General features: G+C 42.8%; 16 protein-coding genes, 1 tRNA gene and 1 pseudogene. 7 read left to right on the plus strand and 11 right to left on the minus strand.

Annotation, left to right across the window (positions count from 1 at the left end; all coding sequences use genetic code 11):
- Position 1: 1 nt before the first annotated feature.
- Complete coding sequence (locus QNM18_RS16960) at positions 2 to 817, minus strand: aminotransferase class IV family protein (protein WP_284137891.1); 816 nt, start codon at positions 815 to 817, stop codon at positions 2 to 4.
- Positions 818 to 894: 77 nt separating this feature from the next.
- Between QNM18_RS16960 and QNM18_RS16965 the strand changes: the two genes are divergently transcribed.
- Positions 895 to 1254 carry a MerR family transcriptional regulator gene (locus QNM18_RS16965; protein WP_211011769.1) on the plus strand — a complete coding sequence of 120 codons (360 nt, stop codon included), beginning with the start codon at positions 895 to 897 and terminating at the stop codon, positions 1252 to 1254.
- Between the two features lie 51 nt (positions 1255 to 1305).
- Here the strand turns inward: QNM18_RS16965 and QNM18_RS16970 are convergent, their stop codons facing one another.
- Complete coding sequence (locus QNM18_RS16970; protein WP_284137892.1) at positions 1306 to 2178, minus strand: LysR family transcriptional regulator; 873 nt, start codon at positions 2176 to 2178, stop codon at positions 1306 to 1308.
- Positions 2179 to 2287: 109 nt separating this feature from the next.
- Here QNM18_RS16970 and QNM18_RS16975 point away from each other — a divergent pair, with 109 nt between their 5' ends.
- Entirely contained in the window at positions 2288 to 3346 is a 1059-nt protein-coding gene (locus QNM18_RS16975; protein WP_284137893.1) for an NAD(P)/FAD-dependent oxidoreductase, read from the plus strand.
- A 110-nt stretch (positions 3347 to 3456) separates the two neighbouring features.
- On the opposite strand, the gene QNM18_RS16980 is transcribed toward QNM18_RS16975, so the two are convergent.
- The 8 genes and pseudogenes from QNM18_RS16980 to QNM18_RS17020 form a co-directional block, all read right to left on the minus strand.
- On the minus strand, positions 3457 to 3876 hold the full coding sequence (locus QNM18_RS16980; protein WP_284137894.1) for a GNAT family N-acetyltransferase: 420 nt from the start codon (positions 3874 to 3876) through the stop codon (positions 3457 to 3459).
- Positions 3877 to 4203: 327 nt separating this feature from the next.
- Complete coding sequence (locus tag QNM18_RS16985; RefSeq protein WP_211011765.1) at positions 4204 to 4551, minus strand: ribonuclease E inhibitor RraB; 348 nt, start codon at positions 4549 to 4551, stop codon at positions 4204 to 4206.
- 269 nt (positions 4552 to 4820) lie between these two features.
- Positions 4821 to 5138, minus strand: coding sequence for a hypothetical protein (locus QNM18_RS16990; RefSeq protein ID WP_211011764.1), 318 nt, complete (start codon positions 5136 to 5138; stop codon positions 4821 to 4823).
- Positions 5139 to 5395: 257 nt separating this feature from the next.
- Positions 5396 to 6192: pseudogene (locus QNM18_RS17000) on the minus strand (nucleotidyltransferase domain-containing protein).
- Between the two features lie 2 nt (positions 6193 to 6194).
- Entirely contained in the window at positions 6195 to 7235 is a 1041-nt protein-coding gene (rtcA, locus tag QNM18_RS17005) for an RNA 3'-terminal phosphate cyclase (RefSeq protein WP_284137897.1), read from the minus strand.
- A 2-nt stretch (positions 7236 to 7237) separates the two neighbouring features.
- Entirely contained in the window at positions 7238 to 8464 is a 1227-nt protein-coding gene (locus QNM18_RS17010) for an RtcB family protein (protein WP_284137898.1), read from the minus strand.
- A 10-nt stretch (positions 8465 to 8474) separates the two neighbouring features.
- On the minus strand, positions 8475 to 10079 hold the full coding sequence (locus QNM18_RS17015) for a slipin family protein (protein ID WP_284137899.1): 1605 nt from the start codon (positions 10077 to 10079) through the stop codon (positions 8475 to 8477).
- 207 nt (positions 10080 to 10286) lie between these two features.
- Positions 10287 to 10360 (minus strand) — tRNA-Leu (locus QNM18_RS17020).
- A gap of 298 nt (positions 10361 to 10658) precedes the next feature.
- Here QNM18_RS17020 and rtcR point away from each other — a divergent pair.
- Entirely contained in the window at positions 10659 to 12260 is a 1602-nt protein-coding gene (gene rtcR, locus QNM18_RS17025) for an RNA repair transcriptional activator RtcR (RefSeq protein WP_284137900.1), read from the plus strand.
- 98 nt (positions 12261 to 12358) lie between these two features.
- Positions 12359 to 13798 carry a metallophosphoesterase gene (locus QNM18_RS17030; protein ID WP_211011758.1) on the plus strand — a complete coding sequence of 480 codons (1440 nt, stop codon included), beginning with the start codon at positions 12359 to 12361 and terminating at the stop codon, positions 13796 to 13798.
- Positions 13799 to 14074: 276 nt separating this feature from the next.
- Here the strand turns inward: QNM18_RS17030 and QNM18_RS17035 are convergent, their stop codons facing one another.
- Positions 14075 to 14593, minus strand: coding sequence for a DUF6702 family protein (locus QNM18_RS17035; RefSeq protein WP_211011757.1), 519 nt, complete (start codon positions 14591 to 14593; stop codon positions 14075 to 14077).
- A 503-nt stretch (positions 14594 to 15096) separates the two neighbouring features.
- Here QNM18_RS17035 and QNM18_RS17040 point away from each other — a divergent pair.
- From QNM18_RS17040 to QNM18_RS17050, 3 genes are read left to right on the plus strand one after another with little or no spacing between them, the layout of a single operon-like run.
- The gene (locus QNM18_RS17040; RefSeq protein WP_023400100.1) at positions 15097 to 15333 is read left to right on the plus strand and encodes a hypothetical protein; all 237 of its coding nucleotides are present in this window, start codon (positions 15097 to 15099) and stop codon (positions 15331 to 15333) included.
- Positions 15334 to 15388: 55 nt separating this feature from the next.
- Positions 15389 to 16609 carry an exonuclease SbcCD subunit D gene (locus QNM18_RS17045; protein WP_284137901.1) on the plus strand — a complete coding sequence of 407 codons (1221 nt, stop codon included), beginning with the start codon at positions 15389 to 15391 and terminating at the stop codon, positions 16607 to 16609.
- Positions 16606 to 20259: an AAA family ATPase gene (locus QNM18_RS17050; protein ID WP_284137902.1), complete on the plus strand. Its 3654-nt coding sequence runs from the start codon at positions 16606 to 16608 to the stop codon at positions 20257 to 20259. Before QNM18_RS17045 ends, QNM18_RS17050 begins: the two co-directional genes overlap by 4 nt.
- The last annotated feature ends 7 nt before the right edge of the window (positions 20260 to 20266 follow it).

A 20266-nucleotide genomic window follows, 5' to 3' on the forward strand; every position in this document is an offset into this window, starting at 1 on the left:
TTTAAACTGCTTTTGCCATTTCAGTTTCGTAGGCTCGGTGTAGCATGTTCTTGAGTGTATCCGATTGCTCAAACGATTCACTGTCAATGCCCTTTACACTCACTGCGGGTGTCCATGAATTCATAACAACCGCCCCTGTGAATGAACTGAGCTCATCGAGTGTTAATTGCGTGGTGCGTTGTGGCACATTTAACTTGGTCAATTGACGTTGTAACATACTCATCATGGTGCCTTTTAACATTGCGGCGCTTGGCCAAATAACGTGATTGCCATCCCAAAAAGCGACATTCCAAATTGTCCCTTCGCTTATGCGACCTTGCTTATCGATAAATAATGCATCATCAAATCCGAGCGATTTAGCTTGATGCAGGTAGTAAGTTTTACCAATTTCCCCCACATGTTTTATTTCTGGTAAATGTCTTTCGTGTGGAATAGTAGTTAGCCTTAAAGGGCCTTGAGGCCCATTTGATGGTGCACTGGTGTTCACCAGTACATTGGGATGAGTATTCATACTACGAGTAGTAAATTCACCATGAGCAGAGTAAAGGGTCACGCTCAGCGAGCAATCATCGGAGGAATTTGCAATTGCTTCACGAATGTAAGATAGAAGTTGAGCGTCACTCACTGATTTACCAAAAAGGGTCAGTGAAGCTAGGCGCAATCGTTCTAAGTGTAAATCCACCCCTTTAACCTTGCCATTTCGTACTTGCATGGCACTGAAGTGTGCAAAGCCTGCAAATACTAATGGGTTAGTTTCTGAATTGGGTTGACGTCGGCCGTTGATAAAGACTTGTTGTACAACATCTTGATTTTTCATACTTTACTTCCGTTGAATTTGCTTTTGGAAGCCAATAATATAAACCCTCACAGTGCTGTTAGAGTCAAGAGCCCAGTATGAAAATTGGTGAATTATCCAAACTAACCGGCGTGAGTATACGAATGCTACGCTATTATGAGGAGCAAGGGCTTTTAAAGCCACGGCGGTCCGCTTCCGGATACCGTGATTATGATCAACGAGAAGTGCAAACATTAGAGAGAGTTAAGTTACTAAACTCTGCAGGCATGACTTTGAGCACCATCCAAGTATTTCTACCTTGTGTGCGTGGGGAGCGGCCTATTTTTGAGCCTTGTGATGAGTTGAGAGTGCTTCTAAACGCCCAATTGCGAGAGGTGGATGAAAAAGTCGCTCAGCTAGCACACAACAGGCATGTGCTCGCAGGTTTCTTACAAGAAATAGATGAAGGTGACGAATAACATAGGCGCAGTTAATTGTTTTTGAAAGTCTCTTCAACCCATCGGTATAACTTAAGTCTCACCGAAGGGGGAAGCGCATTTCAACATATCTATGAACTTTCTTACCTTAGGTATATGAATAATGTCACGGTGAACTAATATCCAGCTGTTGACTTGCCAGTGGTCGCCGATTGCGAGTTCATGGAGTAGATTGTTACTTTGCACAGCTTGTTTGGTGGCGATGGAGATCCCGCACCCAGCATGGAGTGCATGGTCCAGTACTTGATAAGAGTTGCTGGTGGTGACTATGTTACTGTGTGGAATGTGGGTATGGATCCACTCATTCCATGGCAAGTGCGCAATGCGTTCTGAGTTTGCTAGAAACTGATGCTGGGATACATCACCTGGTGTTGGTAGACCATGTTTTTCGATATACGTTTGGTGTGCACATAGAATTACGTCAATCCGCTGAAATGGAATGACAATATTGTCGAGTGTTTGTGGCTTTTCTCCCATTCGGATCGCTAGGTCCGCTTCCCCGTACTCTAGATCATATTTGCGAATATCACCGAGGATTTCAAAGCGCACATTCGGATATCGTGTCTGGAATTGCCGGATCACAGGAAAAAGTAAAACAGACAGTTCACTGACACAGGTGATCTTAAGAACGCCTTCCATCAGTGCACTTGGGTTGGTTGTTTTATCGATAAATTGCTTAAACTGTACATCGGTGATTTCCCCTAAACGCATTACCTCCAACCCCGCCTCAGTGGGAATATAGCCTTTGTCATTACGTTGGAATAACTTTACGCCAATGTGTGCTTCTAAGGCGTCAATGTGGCGCATCACCGTCGAGCGATGTATGCCTAAGTCTTCTGCCGTGGCACTGAGCGTTCTCAATTTTGCTAATCGATACGCTGTTTTAAATTCGGTCCATTTATCCATAGTCAGTATTGCGTTGCAAATATGCACATAAGGGTATTTTAATTACGCATTAAAAACAAATTTGCAACGGTATATGCTATCGCTCGTCTAGTGAGTGGAGAGAGTAAATATGAAAACCCAAGTATTAATCATAGGTGGAGGCTTTGGTGGCGTCACGGTAGCGCAAAAGTTACAAAAAAATGGGATCAAAACAACATTAGTCGATAGAAAAGATTACTTTGAGGTGACCTATGCAGTGTTAAGAGAGGTGGCTGACCCAGATAAAGCGAAAGGGTTAGCACGCAGGTATTATCGGGATATTTTAGCGGGGAGTTTTGTGCAAAGCGCAGTACAAGTGCTGCGCGATAACACTGCTTTACTTGAAAACGGCGAAATTATTAGTTTTGAACAAGTTGTGATTGCAACAGGATCCAAATACCCAACACTGCCTCTGGCAAAATCCATTGATGCGTCTACTTTACGTGATAGAGAAGGTGAGCTAAAACGCCACTATGACAAGCTCAAAAGTGCATCAGAGGTTTTAATCATAGGTGGCGGTGTTGTCGGAGTCGAGCTTGCTGGTGAAATTGCATATGCGATCGAAGGCGTCAATGTGACATTGGTGCACAAAGGTCATGCTGTTCTCGATGGCTTTAGTGAAAAAGCACAACGTAAAGCCCACCAGCAATTGGCCAATTTAGGTGTGCACATTAAATTGAAAAGTAACTATCAACAAAGTGGGAATAGCTATAAAGATGAACGCAGTGGGCATGAAATAACGCCGGATGTCGTATACATGGCCACAGGCACTAAACCAAACAATGCATTTTTACAGCCGCACTTTAAGCATCTGCTAAACGATAAAGGGCTTGTTGTTGTCAATGAACGCTTAGAAGTGGTTGGACAAGACAATTTTTATGCACTCGGTGATATTGCCGAAGTCGGAGAAGCAAAGCTTGGTTATCTTGCCGTAGAGCAAGGCAAATATTTGGCAAAGGCCATTGTGAACAAGCGTCAAAGGCAACCGAGCAAAGCATATAAACGCAATGCTTTTATGGCTCTAGTACCGACTGGACAAGAAACGGGGGTAGTCCAGTTGCCAGTATTTACTTCAACATGTAAGCATCTAGTCAATTTAAAGCAAAAGGATTTGTTTATTGGTAAAACTTACAAAGAGTTCATGAAATAGCTAACGCTTTTTCATTTTGGAGGCTGTTGTTCAGCCCCAATGTTCCTTTTTTAAGTTGTACAGCTACGTCACTTAACTTGTGATTGTCCCCTGAAATTGACGGGTCCACGTCATATAAACTTACACATGCCTAAGCCGAGTTTTGTGCCATCACGAGCGGTAAAGCCAAACTTTTCGTAAAATGCTTCCTTACCTTGGGCTGCTAGCAAACCAATTGTTGCACCAGACTGGCAGTTTTTATCCAGATAAGTACCGATTTTCCCCATAATTTGAGAACCTAGCCCAATGTTTTGATGTTCGGGGTGAACAATGATGTCTTGAATGTAGAAGTACATGGAACCATCACCGATAACGCGGCCCGTGCCTATTAGCTTCTTGTCACGATACGCAGAAACCCAAAATAATGTTGCACGCATACTGTTTGCTAGGGTGCTCAGCTGCGGATTAGACCAGCCAATCAATGCTCTGATCGCTGCGAATTCTTCGACTGTTGGTGCTTGCTGTTTTAAAACAATGTTTGAGGTAGTCATTTTACTCCTTAAGTGGCGATGTTTGAGCAGAGTCAAATACTGTGGAGTTAGATACAGAGGAATTCACGCTCATGTTAAGTTAGATACTTTTTCTACAGCCTGCTATTTTTTGGGTCAAGTTTTATAGATAAAGTGTCGTCAGGAGAATGTAGTACACTATGTTTAGATCGGGACGTCGGTAATTTATAGTTGAAAAGCACTCATAGAATGACAGTTAGTTGTTTACTGGCATGGGCGAGAATAAGCAGTTATTGGGATTAAATTGCACCAACCCACCCTATCTGTTCAATTGCGGTGATTGGTCAGTGCAAAAAGGAGTTACTTTAATTAGCTACAAGGGCTACAAACAGCCCATGAATTACAAACTCCATTTAGGTGTTCGACAAGACGGCTTAGCCTCGCTTGCTCCTGGCCGACAAATTCGTGAGTGACGATATTGTTAGCCGTATACAATACATATCCGGGCGCGTCTCCATCAGCAATTGATTCTTGGTCAGAGTCTAAAAAGCTTGCACTTGGTAAGTTTTCGGTGATTTCTCGCTGTTGCTTGTCAGTGAGTGGCCAGTTATTAAATTCAATATAAAACTCAATGTTGTGTGTTTTATCGAAGTCAAAATCTCTTTCTTCTAATATGCGCAGTACATCGCCGTCTGCATCAGCTGGCCAGTTATTCATTCCGCTCATCGTAACTTTTCTTTCAATTAATAGAGTTCATTATTATAAGTCGTATTACGAGCTGGTAAATTTACTGCTTTTATTAAATTAATTTAAAGCCTATTGACTATCAGATTGGAGTTTCAGCTGGTGGGACGCGCACACTAATTTGTTGGCAGGTATTTTTGACGAGGGTAAAAAAGTTTAGCTGACAACTAAGTATTGCTTGGCGTTTTCTTATGTGTGAGATAGCGAGCGGCATCCTTGCAAGCTCGTTTGCTTTCTTAATGTTAGTTCAAAGAAACACTGCCTACACTCAGATAGCCAAGTGCGCAGCTGTTGTAGCTAATATTTACCGGTTTACCTGCCATATACGCAGCCAATAACATTGAAACGCGTGTTTGATACTCTTCAGCTGATTTGAACTCCAAAAAAAAGCCATTGTTATATGTGCACTGAACACTGTTATCTGTGTTTGTGAAGCTTTTCAGTTGAACATAAACACCATTGCTTTGTGCTTTGATTGTGTGGATCTCTTTTAGCCCTGACCAAGCTGCACTTGCATTAAACGACAGTGCCAAAAAGGCAAATAGTGCTATTTTTTTCATTTTTTTGTTACTCGTATATTTTGTTTATTTTAGTAAATGGAAGAGGGAGCTCTTACGTGAGTCCCTATTTTAAATGCAAATGTATCGTGTAGATAGATTTAATGTGTGCAGAACTAAATTTGATGAATATTATTATATTTCAAAGAGCTACATCAACGTGGTAACGTGTCATTTTGTTGGTGCATTGTGGTTAAAAGTGGATATGCAGTGCCGAGTTTTGGGTAGAAAATTACATACTCAACGTGCGGTTTAATCAATTATATAAAATCTAACAAGTGCAAAAAGACCTTATCCAGTGCCGCTGTGTTTTGGTCTACATCTGACTTATCGAATTGATAATTGAAATGATTGAGTTCGGCTTCAATAAACCGATTAAGTATCTGAATTTGCGGCCCTAGTGCTTTTTCTGTAGTGTGCTGTTTTTCTACTACCAGTTTCTGGATCTCGTCAAACAAGGCACTGTCATCTACAACAGCTGTCACCAAGGCTGTAAACTCGATGGGGGTGGGCTTTTAAAGCGCTCTATCCACCTTGCTGCACATAGTGCACGCAAAACATAGAGATATTTTTTACGCGGAACATATTCATTTTTCAAATAACCTCGATAGTTGTTTTTAGCCATATTGAAATAATGGTACAACCCTCGTTCTGTTTTATAGTACTGTTTAAAAAGTGCCATCACCTGTGTTTGAAAGTGGTTATGGTTGATATAAACAATGGGTGATTGAAGCCATTCACCAATCGCTGGGTTTGAGACGCGCAGTAGTTTTAGTGCTTTTCTTAAATCCCAGCCATTAATATCAATATCGTCGACAATGGGGTATTCAATCACGTCTCTTTGGTCTTCTAGCATCACTGACAAATACCAACCTTTGGGATGGGCATAGATAAAGCGGACATCATAGTCACTATTAGGAGATGCAAACCCCCAAGCGCGGCTACCAGACTCAATGGCGTAAAGGACCTTTACGTTATGCTCTTGTTCAGTGCTTTTGATGCGTGTCATTATGTCATGGTGTATCTCTGGTGCGATGCTATATTCTGGTACGTTCATAGCTAATCCAAAAAAACTTTCCAAAGCTTGTCGTTAAGTTGTTGTGTTTTGATACAGGTCCCCGTTATTTGTCTGATCACATCAATATTGGTAGTGGTGTGGCTACTTAGCTGCGTGGTGGTAAAGCTGCCTTTTCCAGCCAGTACCATGGGCAGAAGTAATTGATCCGCCAAGTGCTCTTCAATTGCGGCGCCCGAGTTCAAATAAGCTTTTAGAGCGTCGACGGTTCTCTCGGCTACTTTTTCTGCGCTTAGACCAAGTTCACCCATTTGTTCGAACATGGCTACTTGATTTTGATGGCCAACACTTAAGTGAAAGCTATTGCCTTGCCCGTGTGCTGCGCAATTTAATATCTCTGTATGGGGCGCATTCCAACCAAGTCGCTTTTTCGCTTCTTCGATCTCTCTTTTTGCGACAGAGTTTTTTACCCCGGCAACAATTGACATCGCTTTACAGTGACTTTGTTGTTCTAACTCTAATCCGGGTTGCTCAAACAGACAGGGTGATAATGTATCTGTAGGGTCGATATCTATTTGCCAACAGCCGCCACCAGCAGGGAAAAACCCCAACTTGGTGGTTTTTACTTGGCAAGAGATGCCCATAGTTTGAAGTGCTGGCAAAAATGAATGCTCAAAAAAGGTCAAAGAAGGAGACATGCCATTGTGCGTGCCGCCATGCAGTTTTAAGCTTGATGCCCTTCCTGCCAATACCAAGGGAAGCAATATGGTTTGACATACCAGCACGGTACTGCCCGCTGTGCCAATTTTGAATTCATACTCGCCTGGTTCGACTGCATTTGGGGTAAATTTAATATATTGCGAATTTAGCTCTGCGCCTTCAACAGCCGCATTACTGATCTGTTGTGCCGCAAGTACACAGGTCAAATGCTGTCGCATCAGTCCTGGCTTTTTACGGCCTGCACGAATGTTACGGATTTCGATGGGCTGATTGTTTAGCATAGATAAGCTCAGTGAAGTTCTTAAAACTTGCCCACCGCCCTCGCCTTTTGAACCGTCTATGATTATTGTTTTTTTATGAGTCATTATTAACCTTTTACACATACTACTTGTTTTAATGTGTGCACGACTTCTACTAAATCTTGTTGTGCAGCCATTACCTTGTCTATATCTTTATAAGCGTGCGGGATCTCGTCGATGACCGCTTGGTCTTTGCGGCACTCCACGCCTTTTGTTGCCGCTACCTGATCTGCGATGTTGTAGGTCTTTTTAGCCTTGGTACGTGACATAACGCGACCTGCTCCATGGCTGCAACTATTGAAGCTATCTGGATTGCCAAGCCCCCTAACTATGTATGAGCGTGCCCCCATATTGCCAGGGATTATCCCCATTTCGCCTCTTTCTGCGCGTAAAGCCCCTTTACGAGTGACATAACATTGTTTTCCAAAGTGTTCCTCGCGGGAAATGTAATTGTGGTGGCAGTTAACTGCAACATCTATGGTCTCAAATGGAATTGGTAGTTCTTCGCGCAATGCTTTTAGAGCGTTAAACATCATTATCTCGCGGTTTTTGGCTGCGAAATCTTGTGCCCATTCTACGGCTTCAACGTAATCATCAAAATAGGCACTGCCCTCTTTTAAGTAAGCAAGATCCAAATCTGGCAAATGTTGTTGATGACGTTGCATTTCTTTTTTTGCGAGTTCAATAAAGTAAGTACCAATACGATTGCCTACGCCACGGCTGCCGGAATGCAGCATGATCCAAACAGATTGATGCTCATCTATACAGAGTTCTAAAAAGTGATTACCTGTGCCCATTGTACCCAAGTGGTTAACATGGTTGCTTTTAGCAATTGCTGGATGTTTATCACAAATTCTGTCGAATCGAGTTTCCAACGTTTGCCATTCTTTCGCCACCAGTTTGGGGATATTTCCCCATGCACCTTTGTCTCGCTTACCGCGATTGGCTGTGCGACCATGAGGCACTGCCGCTTCAAAAGCGCTGCGTATCGACTTGAGATTGTCAGGTAGGTCGCTGGCTTTTAAGGTTGTTCTCGTTGCGACCATACCGCAACCGATATCAACACCGACAGCTGCGGGGATCACTGCATCAATTGAGGGGATAACACTGCCTATGGTTGCTCCTTTTCCTAAGTGAACGTCAGGCATGACGGCAATGTGGCTATGCACAATGTCCATAGCTGCAATATTTTCTAGTTGTTGTTGTGCTGCTGGTTCAAATGGCACGCCTTTTGTCCACGCTTTAATCGGGTAATTATTGTCGTTCTTTATTACTTCGTATTGTTCTTTACACATTGGTTTTCCCTTATTGGTGACTTAGTTTCACGGCGTTATTCATCAGCCCTTCCAGCCCGCCATAGACAGTTAGGCTATCTATTTTGTCTGCGATCTTTTCTAGTGCTTCGAGCTCTTTTAGACGCATTAATGTTGGGTTGTTCTCCATCACTTTTGCTGTGTTGTGTAAACTTCGGGTCGCTGCTGTTTCTTCGCGCCGTTTAATAACATTGGCTTCGGCCGCTTTTTGTGCTTCTACAACCTGGTTTAATATCGATTTCATCTCACCGGGTAAGATGATGTCCTTCATGCCAACATTAACTAGCTTGACGCCTACGGCTTGCAATTGAGTTCCAACAATGTCTCTTAGGGTTTCGTTTATGTATAGTTTGTCGAGTAACAAGTCATCTAGGTTTTGCGTTCCTACAGCTTCTCTCAGTGCCAACTGCAATATGTTGTAGGCGAACGACATAACGTCCTCAGTGCTTTGTGAGGCGATAACTGCATCAGTGACTTGTATACTCGCAGTTAGATTTATACGTAGACTCACCCTGTCTTTGCTTAAGATTTCTTGACCAGATACCTCAAGCATTTGGGCACGACAGTCGAATACTTTTAGTTCAATGTCTCTATTAAACTGCCACATACCATAGTGACCAGGCGGCAGCTTTCTAACTAGCACATTGTCGACATAGAGCAACCCGATATGCTCACTCTCAATTGATACATCGACAATAGGGTTACAGCTCACAGCCGTCTCGCTCTTAAAGAGTTTTGCTGCGCAATTGAGACCCAATCTATTTACGTTTGCCATTGTGGCTGCATTGACATATATGTTTTCGCTGATATCCACTCTCTCCAAATGGATATCTCCAGCGTCTTTCCATAAGTACAGGTGTTCGCCGGGAGGGACGATGCCTTTTAAAACCTGATTTACATACAGTAGCCCTACTTCCTGCTCTCCAATAACTTGATGTGACATACTCTTAATTGTTTTATTTTTGTCGTATATATCTGCACCGTCACGCGCTGTTATTGTGCGACAGTCAAAGCTTTTAAATTCATAGTCGCGATTAAATTGCCACACACCATAGCGACCTGGTGGCAGCTCTTTAACAAGTTGATTATCGGCAAACAAAAAGCCAACATGGTCGCGTTTTACCGTCATCTCGTAAATAGGCTTACAGGCGCTGGTTTTAGCGCTTTTAATAAGTTTAGAGGCGAGGTTTAGTCCCGCTTTTTCAATGAGTTTTAATGTACTGTCTGCGACGTAAAATTGAGTTGTGAGATCAATTTTCTCTAATCGGATATCCCCTGCATCTTTCCAAAAATATAGCTCTTCGCCTGGTGCTACGGCCCCTTTTAGCGTGTCATTTAAATACAGTAGGCCAACCTCTTGTTCTGTGAGTTTAAAGTGGCTTATATGTGATTGTAGTGCTGGGTATGTGTGGTACATACGTACAGCATCAGGTGCTGTAAAGTAAAGTGTGTCGATATCGAAAGTTACAAACTCTAGTTCGTTTTTAAAGTCCCAAAAACGGTGTTTTCCGGGTGTAAGTACACGGTCAAAATGTTTATTCCTATATACCAGTACGCGTTTCGTCTCAGCGACAATTTGTTGTTTTATAAATTTCATATTTTTAATCCTTATACTGCATGGTAGCGGCCTGCTAGCTATGACCTAATTGGCTTGATAACTGCGTCTTTGGGGAGCATCCAGCTTGCCAACGACGGGAGTTACCTTGCGAGTTTTGCCTGAGTGTTAGCGGCGGCTACGTGCAAAGTTTTGAGCTTTACAGCCCAGTAAATTTGTATCAATCAAAGATGATTTGTATTTTATTTATGGTGATTAGAGCGGGACTCGAACCCGCAACAAACGAAAACTATGTTCGCGGCTCTACCATTGAGCTATCTATCAAAAATGGGGAGTCGAACCCCGCACCTAAGTGTTTTCCATTTTGAGTAGTTAATATCGGAATACGTGCTTACAGAGTAAGTCGCACCGTGGTGTTATTTAGAAACACGCTATCAAGCTACAGACTAGATATATCAAATGGTGTGCCAAGCATATGAAAAATACGTTGGTATTTTTTTAAGTTTATGACTTTTAATGATTAAATTTATTTTAATTAAGTTTTTAACTGGAATAAGGCTTGTGCTTATTTTGTATTAATGTTTCTATTTGGATATTGGTTTATCTATTTGGATATGTGTTTTGAAGGAAGTAGTAGCGGTAAGTCTGCTTGGGACCCAGTTAGATTTCGTCGGTAAGCGAGTGGATAGGTGGCAACGTTGGCGGCCTAATATTTCGTTAGTCAGTCAAGAAGATCTCATTATCAATAAGCTGTACCTATTACATGGTGAACGGAGCTTTCGACTTGCCAACAATATTGCTGTTGATATTGAGACCGTATCACCAGAAACATCGGTACAACTGGTTGAAACTAACTTTGAAGATCCTTGGGATTTTGGGGAGGTATATGCCAAGCTCTATGACTTTTGCCAGACCATCGACTTTGACCTAGATAGTCGAGAGTACTTATTTCACATTACTACCGGTACGCATGTTGCGCAAATTTGTAGCTATTTATTGACTGAAAGCCGTCAATTTCCCGGACGATTAGTACAAACGTCCCCAGATCCTAATAATGAAAATAAATCAGTTGGCCAGGTTCATACAATTGATTTGGACTTGTCTAAGTATGATCAATTAGCTCAGCGTTTTGATATTGAACATCAGCAGGGTGAAAGCTTTCTCAAAGGGGGAATAGAGACAAAAAACCCTGCTTTTAATCGCCTCATTACGCAAATTGAAAAAGTGGCTATTCGCTCTAGTGCGCCTATCTTATTAACCGGCCCCACAGGTGCTGGGAAAAGCCAACTGGCAGCAAGAATTTACCAACTAAAAAAGCAGCGCAATACTTTGCGGGGTGATTTGGTCGTGGTGAATTGTGCAACGCTTAAGGGAGAGAATGCCATGGCTGCTTTATTTGGGCATACCAAAGGCGCATTTACTGGCGCACAGCAAGCACGAGACGGTTTTTTAATGGCAGCAGACAATGGCCTACTCTTTCTTGACGAGGTCGGTGAGCTAGGGCTTGAAGAGCAAGCAATGCTATTACGGGCAATAGAAAATAAGCAATTTCACCCTGTTGGTAGCGATAGAGAAGTGAGCAGTCAATTTCAATTAATAGCGGGCACAAACCGGGATTTAAAAGCAAATGTAGAGCGCGGCACGTTTCGAGAAGATTTATTGGCACGGATAAATTTATGGACATACCAGCTACCAGCATTGAAAGACCGTCGTGAAGATATTGATGCCAATATTGACTTTGAGCTGGACAAATATAGCCAAGAGCAAGGGCGTCGAGTCAGATTTAACAAAGAAGCACGTATGGCGTATTTAAACTTTGCCCACAGTGAACGTGCAACATGGCAAGGCAATTTTAGAGATCTAGGATCATCGATGATCCGTCTTGCCACACTCGCTGACGGTTCAAGGATCAGTAAAGATGATGTGGACGATGAAATAAGTCGATTACAAAGAGATTGGCAATCGACCAACGCTACTCTGCACGGATCTTGCTTAATTCATATTTTGAGCGATGGGCAAATTGCCAGTTTAGATGCGTTTGACCGTCAGCAGTTAGAATATGTAGTCACCGTTTGTTTGCAAAGCCCGAGTATGGCAGCTGCAGGGCGCGTGTTATTTGATGTGAGCAGGACTCAAAAATCCACGGCGAATGATTCCAGTCGATTGCAAAAGTACTTGGCAAAGTTTGGTATTAAGTGGCGAGATATTGCAGCAGCAAAGTAGCACATAGCCTGTGTAGGTAAACATCTGTAATACCCATTTACAGAACTTTTACTACACTAAACAAGGAATTAGTGACGCAAATTAGAAGGAAAACGAACATGCGAGTCGTAAGTATATTATGTGGGCTGTTGATACTGGCCAGCTGTAGTAGCCCAAAGCCCCTTAAAAAAGCGGAAGTGATCACGGCGTACTCAATGCTTGCGCCGAGTAGCCAAGGCGACACCCTGATTTATATTCGGGCCATCATACCGGGTATTCACACCAAGCATCAGGTTTGTCCAGTATTGGAAAGTGAAAGTGGTGAGCGAAGTCAAATGCGCATTCGAGGTTTGCATCCAGGTGATAACTTTCCTGTCACTGTATGTGAAGCAACCGCGAAGGCAGGCATTGCATATATGGTGGGTGGCACAGAGCTAAAGTTTGACGCAATAACTTTAAACCCCAAGTATATTCAAGTGTATGGAGATTCAGGGTGTAAAGCACATGTGTGCAATGGAAATGGACCCGCAGAGCCGTTTAAAACCTTGATAACAGAAGGTGCAAAACGTGACGTTGATCTTATTTTGCATATGGGGGATTACAATTATCGAGGTACCAGTGGCAGTATCAGTAAAGGTGTCTATGCCTACGATGCTGGCGATGGTGGATATGGCGGGAAAACCTGCGGTTTAGAAGAAACCTACTATAGCCAAAATGCACAGGGGAGTCCGAAACCGGATACTTGGCGCGCTTGGCGTGCAGACTTTTTTAGTGCTGCTGAGGCTATTTTGACCAAAGCGCCATGGGTGTTCGCTAGAGGAAACCATGAGCTTTGCAGTCGCGCGGGTCTAGGCTGGTTTTACTTTTTCGGTCCAGGTTCAGAATTAAAAGAAGGTATTGTACAAAGCGCTTGCCCCGCACAGGGGGATTTTGCTCAACCTTTAAGTTCAGCGGTTTCTGCGATAACCATGATAGATCCCTATATGCTCAAGCTTGATAAGCACAATATTTGGGTTCAAGACTCGGCCAACGCTTGTGACGACAGGTTTTCAAATGCGCTTACAGCTCAGTATCAAAGCCAATATGAATCACTGCAAAAATTTGCCAGCAAATATCCCAATAAACCTATTTGGACAGTGACGCATAGGCCGCTTTGGGGCGTCAACAATGTCGCAACTGACAATACGTTGAATATTATGTTGCAGCGAGCGTTAGCAGATACGCCTTTGGGGCGTTTACCAGAGCAGGTTACGCTCGCTTTATCTGGTCATATGCATATCTATCAATCTTTGAGTTTTGACAAACAATATAGGCGTCCACCGCAAATTGTGGTTGGAAATAGTGGTGTGAGCCTGAGTGAGGAATTGCCTTATACAAGCTTTGAAGCCGTCATTGATGGGCTTGAAGCCAACGGAAATGAGCAGGCCAAATTTGGTTTTTTAGAGCTTGAACTGGACCGCTACTCTGGTTGGTATGGACGATTTTTTGACCAACAAGGCGAAGCGTTCTTGCGCTGCGATTCTCAATTTGCTGCGCGTGATGAGCAAGTATGTCAGTGAGTGAGCTGCAATTGAGCGCATAAGGTAAATGTTTGATGTGGTATTTTGTGTATGAACAATTGTTCGAGCCAAACAGCCACATCACTATCCCTTTTGACGAGTGGGCGGCCCCTGCTGAATACCTTGAATTGAGGCATATTATTGATAAATCGTGATTGATTAAGAACGTTCTAATATTAAGCGAAAAAACGCTTTGTATTGATTGGCACTGAAATTTAAGTTGATGTGTTCTTAGGCATCTGAGTACGCAGCATAATTTATAGCGTTGAATCAGTTTTACTTCTTGTTATCTTTTTTACCTTCAAATTGCACGGTTAACCAATTATCGTTTTTATCAAAGTACATCGTCTTTACGGCCCCCATACCTCTAAAGTTAACTAGGTTAATTTGCTGAGGCCAAATGTCTCTTAATACGCCGTGGCGCATTTGTAAGCCTTTCAATGGAATACTTTTAGTGTATTGTGCATCTTGATACACCCATAAGTATTTGTTATCTATTTCGTATGTGGGCTTGGACAAGGCCAGTGCTTGTCCGCTTAGTCGCCTAAGCGACGTTTGAGTGTACACATAGTCAATGAATTGCTGTTGTATTTTTTTGTCCTGATGGATGCTCCTTGTGTCATTAAACAAATGAACAACAGCATGCTCTAAATCATGTAAATGAAATCGATACTCAATTTTTATGTACCCACTGTCAGGCAATACTTTTGCCGTTGCTAGGGAAACTTTTAACTTGTGTGCTTGACTTGGCAGAGCCCAAATCAAGCTGAGCCCGGCAAAAAGCCAAGTTCTCATAAATCTCACTCCTTAACTTTAAAGTGATAGTGTTTACTCACTTACGTATAGTCTACTTTATTTTGCAATTGTTGAAGAGGATTATTGTGATTTTTTGTCGATTCTAGCAAGTGGTTTGTCGACTTTTTGACCTCTTTGGTTTGTTGAGATAATATCACGTTTTTGCTTTGTGTTGGGTTAACCACATAATCTTCATCATATTTAGGATCAAATGTAATAAATTGTATGAGTGAGCTTTAGGTTCAGAAATTGTTCAGCTCTTTCTATTAGGCTAGATGAGTAGTCGAGAGTGATGAGAAAATGACAATTTTTATTGTATGCCAAGTGCTCATTTTTCATATTTATTGTCTCTATTTTGAAAAAAAATTTAAAAACCCCAGATTTACTGTTGATATTTGGCATTATTTATCATTAAAATCGCGCTCTTCCTTATTTTGGGTAAAACTGGCGTTAGTTTTGCTCATTGATTAATACCCGTTTATAGAAAAAATGTGGTGAGCGGTATGGACTTTTACATACTAAAAAAACAAGAGAAGTTAGTAGCGATACCTGCTGACGAACAAAATTGTAAAGCGTATATTGAAAACGGCTATTGTTATGTAGACAAGGTGGCTGCGTGCAACGAGCGAGCAGCCATAAAACGATTGGAAGCAAAACAAAGTAAGCTTTACAGAGCACCAATGTTACTATTATTGGCGTTGCCACTATTAATTTTTGCTTGGTGGCGATTGAGCTATTAATAATTAGCCCCAAGCAATGTTATATTAGCGTTCCTAAATAGGAAAGGAACGCTGTATGAAGGTTGTACACACATCAGACTGGCACCTCGGCCAACAATTTTTCGAACATAATAGATATGAAGAACATCAGGCTTTTTTAGACTGGCTTGTTCAAGAGCTAGTGCAAGTCGACGCTGATCTATTGATAGTCAGTGGTGATATTTATCATACAGCAACTCCCCCAGCATCTGCCGAGCAGCAGTTGTATGCGTTTATCAAACAGGCCAAGTTGAGCTTACCTCATCTGCATATTGTGATCATTGCCGGCAATCACGACTCCGCTAACCGTATTGAGACTGCCAAACCTTTGTTACAGCAATTTGACACCTATGTGGTTGGTCGATTTGACAAAAATCAACCACAGAATGTTGTGAAGTTAATTGAAACACGCCATGGCCTAGTCAATATAGTTGCTATGCCATTTCTACGCAGTGCTGACATGGCACAGGCTGACAGTGAAGACAATGGGTATGCATGTGCTGTAAAACACGCCTATGATTCTGCCTACAAACAGCTTAAAGATGTAACACTACCTGTGATAGCAATGGGACACCTACATGCCAAAGGCGGCGATATTTCCTCTGATTCTGAGCGCAACATTACCATAGGTGGATTTGATTCAATTCATGCGGATGTATTTGGCGACACACCTGATTATATTGCATTGGGGCACTTGCACAAAGCTCAAAAAGTCGCAAATGATGAGACAATTCGCTACAGCGGTACCCCATTCCCGATGTCCTTTGCCGAGCGAAACTATAAACATCAAGTCGTATTGATTGAGTTTAGCGGCAAACAAATCAGCAGTATTACTTCTCGGTTTGTGCCAAGGCACAAAGAAGTGATCTTATTACCTGAAAAAGGAGGGGCAACGCTAGATGAATTGTGCGATGCACTCCAGAACTTGGAGTTACCGCAAGACGGTGAAATACCAAAACCGTATTTGCGACTGCGTTTAAATGCGAATGAAACGGACAGCCAGTTCCGCTTCAAGATTGAGCAGGCTCTTGCTGATAAACGAGTACACTTTTGTGGTATTGAACGTGTTTCAAATGCAGTGGAAGGTGAAGCGGATTTACTGTTTGAAGATTTAAGTAAGGTGAATGAACTTGCGCCTTTGACCTTATTAGAGCTGGCTTATAAAGAGCAGATCGATGGGAAATCATCGCTCCCAGTTGAGTTAAAAAAATGTCTAGAAACGGTGTTAGTGGCAATCAATGAGCAAGAGGGATCATGAAAATACTGACAATACAGGTAAAAAACCTTGCTTCACTGCCTGAAGCTTCTATTGACTTTACAGCGCCACCCCTTAAAGACACAGGGCTATTTGCCATTACCGGAGAGACCGGAGCAGGGAAAAGCACCTTATTGGATGCCATTTGCTTGGCATTTTACGGTAAAACAGCGCGCTTAAAGTCTGACTCCAAAAATAAAGTGTCATTTAATGGGGACGAAATAAAACTCAGCGATCCAAGACACTTATTACGCCGAGGAACTGTGTCGGGGTTTGCTCAAGTGGGTTTTATCGGTCAAGATGCAGAGCAATATACAGCTCGTTGGCAAGTTGCTCGGGCACGCAATAAAGTCGATGGCCGTATAAAAGAAGCAGAATTGCTTTTATTAGATGCAACGGGCGAACAAGTACTTGCACAAAAATCTGTGGCCAAGCAAAAGTTGCTGCAATTAATCGGCTTGAGCTTTGAGCAGTTTACGCGCGCGGTGTTGTTGGCGCAGCATGATTTTGCTGCATTTTTAAAGGCCAATGCCGATGAGCGAGCACAGTTATTAGAGTGTCTCACCGCGACTGAGCAGTTTAGTCGCGTGGGGAAAACGATTTTTGAGTTTCACAAACAAAAGTCTGAAGCACTATCTTTGTTTAAACAAAAGTTAGGTGATATTGAATTACTCAGTGATGATGAGCTTCAACAAAAGCAGCTTCAGTTAAGTGAGCTCAAAGAAAAGCAAGGTCAGTTACACCAAGAGACAAAAAGCCTTGAACAGCAACTAGCTTGGTATGTGACCAAGGCAAAACTAGAGCAGCAATTAGATGCACTCAATAAAACACTGCTTGAACAAGAGGCTGTGATTTCTGAGCACAGTGAATCGTTCAAGCGGGCGCATTTGGCGGAGTTATCTCAGCAGGTTTCAGATAACCGGGCACAAGCTGTGCAGTTGACAACGAGCATACAACGTATGCAGGACGACATCGTCTCTTTGACAGCCGTTGATATTCAAAGTGAAATTAATGCGCAGAATGGCCTACTTGACGCGTGTACAGAGAAGCTGTCGCAGGCACAAGCGCTGTGGCAGAAGCACCAGCCAGATATCGCTAAGGTGGCTGAATATGATCAAACCTATAATGAACATATTAAACTCGCGGCACAGTTTCGCACGCAAGTTACTCAGCAAGCTACGCTAGAACATCAATATGTAAATGAATTAAACGGGCTGCGAACACAATTGACCGCACTTGAGCATGAGCAAGCCTTAGTAGAGAGTTTGATTTCTCAGTCTCCAAAAATGGGCACATTGGCTTCATCTTGGCCTGAAACTCGCGAAGTATTGCAGCAAACGCTTCGTGCTCATGATGACTTAAAAGCGATAGCGAATGAGAAGTGCACACTTGAAGCCAAGTGCCAAGATGCAAACCAAGCGGTTATGCAATTTCAACCTCAATGTGCTGAGTTAGAAAATCAAGTTGAGGGAATGCAGGCCGAAGTCAATCAGTTGCAACACCGTCTGAATGAGTTGGATTATGAAAAGTTACAATTCCACAAATCTCAACTGATTAAGGCTCAGCAAGCATTTGCACAGCAGACAGAGCTCAATAATGACTCGCTGCAATTACAGGCTCAAATTGATGGATTGCGTCATCAACAACACAGTGCGGATACGCAGCGCAAAGATGCTGAGCACCAAGATGAACTAACACGGCAACAGCTGATGTTAACTCAAGAAAACTTACATCAGGTTAAGTTACGTGCCAGTGATAATATCAGTGCGCTGCGCAGTCAGCTTGAGCACGGAAAAGAGTGTATGGTCTGTGGTGCCACAGAGCATCCCTACCGGGTAGATCATATTGATAGTCACTGGCAACAATTGATCCGTGACTTTGAAGGACAGTTTCAAGCTGCAGAGCAAGCTAGGCAGCAAACACAGGCACGTTACCATGATGTTGTTTCTCAGCTAGAACAAGTTAATGGTCAGCTTCAAGCTGCGCTGCAACAAAAGGCACAATTGGTCCAAAAGCAGCAGATTAATCAAACTTTGTTAAGCGAACTTCCCGAGTCGCTTAGAGATTTTAATAGCCATGTAGAGCAATTGCAGGATATAGACAAAAACCTGTCTTTATATAGCGAACTAAGCAAAGTCCAGCAACAAAAATGGCAAGTGTTGCAAAGCAGTTCACAGCAATTGCAAACGCAGCGCGAAACCTTAACGCAACATCAACAACAACTTCAGGCGTTTGAGCAATCGTACTCGGCATTGAAGCAGCGAGAGGCCGAACTGATTGATATGAGTTCGCAACTAGCCGAACGTGTTGCGCAGGTATATGACCATACTGATTGGTTGGCTCAGTTCAAAGAGGGGCCTGTTGAAGCAATCAAGGTTTTGTCTGAACAAGTCACAGCGTTTATTGAACTGCAAGATAAGGCTGCGAAAATTGTTAAATCAATAGAGCAATGCGCGCCACAACTGACCACAACGCAAACGTTGCTGGACAAGGTTACAACTCAGTTGCAGGGCTTAAATACCGAGATCACTAAACACCAACAACAGGCTGAAGCAGCGCGAAGTAGTAGAAGTCAATTATTGGTCCTTGAAGTAACTTCGGATCAGTGGCGTCAGCAACTGCAAGATGGTATGACACAGGCACAACAACAAGTTCAGGCACAAAAAGACATGCTAAGTGCTATGAACAAGCGACATGATGAGCAGGCACTGCGAATAAAGCATTTACAGCAGCAGTGCGAAGAGTATCAAGTCGAACTTGAAAAAAATCAGGCCCGCTTTGATGAGTGGCTCAAAGAGACGCAAAACCAATATCCAATATTGGATATTGCATTGGTTGATGAATTGCTTGGGTGGCAGTCATCACAATGGCAAGCGTTACTAACCCAATCACAACAATTAGAACAGCAACGAAATGGCACTCGTTCCCAGTTAGATCACGTAAGACAAAACTTGAGTGGGCATGCAGAGCAAGCACAACCGAGTCTAACAGAGGTTGATTTGACCGCTGCCGTAGAGAAATTAAATGGTCAGCAAACTGAGTTGCAAGCGCATATTGTGACTGTTTCTGTGGCTTTACAAACACACCAAGACAACATAGATAAATTACAGGCGCAGCAAAGCACCTTGAATCAAATGCAAACTGATTATGAGCACTGGCATTTACTCAATCGCTTGCTCGGTGACGCGACTGGTAAGACAATGCGTAACTTAGCGCAAACCCAAACCCTGAAAATACTCTTACATTATGCAAATCACCATTTAACTAGCCTATCACGTCGCTATCGCCTCACTGTGATTGGACAATCACTTGAAATAGCGATTATTGACAGAGATATGGCTGATGAGCAACGCAGTGTGAACACATTGTCAGGGGGGGAATCATTTTTGGTGTCTTTGGCCTTAGCGTTGGGTCTGGCTTCGCTGTCCTCCAATCAAGTGCAAATTAACTCTTTGTTTATCGATGAAGGGTTTGGCACACTTGATCCGGAAACTCTGAGTGTCGCTTTGGATGCATTAGATGCGTTGCAATCTCAAGGGCGAAAAGTTGGCGTGATATCCCATGTTGCACAAATGACGGAGCGTGTTGCTACGCAAATTCGAATTAAAAAACAATCGGGCGGATATTCAACCGTCAGCACTAAGGAAAGTTAAAGGGGAA

Origin of the sequence: Pseudoalteromonas obscura (assembly GCF_030135505.1) — a bacterium.
Lineage (GTDB): Bacteria > Pseudomonadota > Gammaproteobacteria > Enterobacterales > Alteromonadaceae > Pseudoalteromonas > Pseudoalteromonas obscura.

Bases quoted from the DNA above. Each gene is read 5' to 3' on its own strand.
- QNM18_RS16980 (WP_284137894.1), bottom strand. From the start codon at position 3,876: ATGACTACCTCAAACATTGTTTTAAAACAGCAAGCACCAACAGTCGAA.
- QNM18_RS17045 (WP_284137901.1), top strand. From the start codon at position 15,389: ATGAAGGTTGTACACACATCAGACTGGCACCTCGGCCAACAATTTTTC.
- QNM18_RS17035 (WP_211011757.1), bottom strand. From the start codon at position 14,593: ATGAGAACTTGGCTTTTTGCCGGGCTCAGCTTGATTTGGGCTCTGCCA.
- QNM18_RS16975 (WP_284137893.1), top strand. From the start codon at position 2,288: ATGAAAACCCAAGTATTAATCATAGGTGGAGGCTTTGGTGGCGTCACG.
- QNM18_RS16965 (WP_211011769.1), top strand. From the start codon at position 895: ATGAAAATTGGTGAATTATCCAAACTAACCGGCGTGAGTATACGAATG.
- QNM18_RS16985 (WP_211011765.1), bottom strand. From the start codon at position 4,551: ATGAATAACTGGCCAGCTGATGCAGACGGCGATGTACTGCGCATATTA.
- QNM18_RS17010 (WP_284137898.1), bottom strand. From the start codon at position 8,464: ATGTGTAAAGAACAATACGAAGTAATAAAGAACGACAATAATTACCCG.
- QNM18_RS16970 (WP_284137892.1), bottom strand. From the start codon at position 2,178: ATGGATAAATGGACCGAATTTAAAACAGCGTATCGATTAGCAAAATTG.
- QNM18_RS17015 (WP_284137899.1), bottom strand. From the start codon at position 10,079: ATGAAATTTATAAAACAACAAATTGTCGCTGAGACGAAACGCGTACTG.
- QNM18_RS17050 (WP_284137902.1), top strand. From the start codon at position 16,606: ATGAAAATACTGACAATACAGGTAAAAAACCTTGCTTCACTGCCTGAA.
- rtcA (WP_284137897.1), bottom strand. From the start codon at position 7,235: ATGACTCATAAAAAAACAATAATCATAGACGGTTCAAAAGGCGAGGGC.
- QNM18_RS16960 (WP_284137891.1), bottom strand. From the start codon at position 817: ATGAAAAATCAAGATGTTGTACAACAAGTCTTTATCAACGGCCGACGT.
- QNM18_RS16990 (WP_211011764.1), bottom strand. From the start codon at position 5,138: ATGAAAAAAATAGCACTATTTGCCTTTTTGGCACTGTCGTTTAATGCA.
- QNM18_RS17040 (WP_023400100.1), top strand. From the start codon at position 15,097: ATGGACTTTTACATACTAAAAAAACAAGAGAAGTTAGTAGCGATACCT.
- QNM18_RS17030 (WP_211011758.1), top strand. From the start codon at position 12,359: ATGCGAGTCGTAAGTATATTATGTGGGCTGTTGATACTGGCCAGCTGT.